The sequence below is a fragment of the Mesorhizobium sp. M1D.F.Ca.ET.231.01.1.1 genome (assembly GCF_003999155.2).
GTDB lineage: Bacteria > Pseudomonadota > Alphaproteobacteria > Rhizobiales > Rhizobiaceae > Mesorhizobium.
Map to the genome: position 1 here is coordinate 1 of NZ_RZOZ02000043.1, position 1,044 is coordinate 1,044.

General features: G+C 62.7%; 1 protein-coding gene. It reads left to right on the plus strand.

The annotated features are described in order from the left end of the window. Window positions 1–181: 181 nt before the first annotated feature. Window positions 182–1,044, plus strand: an 863-nt coding sequence (locus EN874_RS32150) for an IS110 family transposase (protein WP_245513844.1), incomplete at its 3' end; no start/stop codon positions are given.

Here is a 1,044-nt window from a genome sequence, read left to right on the forward strand (position 1 = left end):
AGGATCCTGTGTGTTGATTCCCGTGTATGGTTTGAAGTGGGAAGGAGACCGAGTGGATCCTGGTCGTCCTTGCAGACAGGCCGTGGCATGGCCCGGTCCCTTCCCACCGGTGAACCATCAACCTGAACAGTTGCACGGGGCTGTTCCAAGCAGACCCCGCACCACAGGAAGAGGCGTGGACATGATAATGCAGAACTATGTCGGCTGCGACATCTCCAAGCAGTGGCTCGACTTTTTTGACGAGGCAAGCGGCCGTTGCCGGCGCATCGACAACCAGGCCGATGCGATCGCTGCCTATGTGGCGGGCCTTGGTCCCGGCCAAGACTTCGTCGTCATGGAGGCGACAGGCGTGCATGACCGGCTGCTGCGGCACGCGCTGGCCAAGGCAGGGGTTGCATTCTCGCGGCACAACCCGGCCCATACCCACCACTATGCGAAGTCGACAAGACGGCGCGCCAAGACGGACCGTCTCGACGCCAGGATGCTGAGCGACTATGGCCGCCGTTACCAGCCTGAAGCCGAGCCGGCGCCGTGCGAACAAAACGAGCAACTTCAATCGCTTGCTCGTCACCGCGACCATCTGGTCGATATGCGGGCAACGCTGAAGAAGCACCTCGCTGAGGCCTTCGACGAGATTGTCATTGCCGACCTTGAAGAAACGATTGCCCACTTCGACACACGCATCAAGGCGCTCGAGAGCCGGATCGCCGACGTCATTGGTCAAGCCGAGGACACCGCCCGCGATCACGCGCTGATGGTTTCCGTGCCCGGTGTCTCCAAGGTCGGCGCGCTCTGCCTGCTGGCGCACCTGCCCGAGCTCGGCCAGCGCTCACCCAAGTCGATCGCGGCGCTCGCCGGCCTTGCCCCGTTCGACAACAAGAGCGGCAAGCTCGCACGCAAAAGCCAGATCCAGGGCGGCCGATCGCGTGTGCGCCGTGCCCTCTACATGGCGGCACTTAGTGCCATCCGAACCTGTGACCGCTTCAGAGCCTTCTACACCGACCTCGCAGCCCGCTCAGGCTCCAAGAAACTGGCCATCATCGC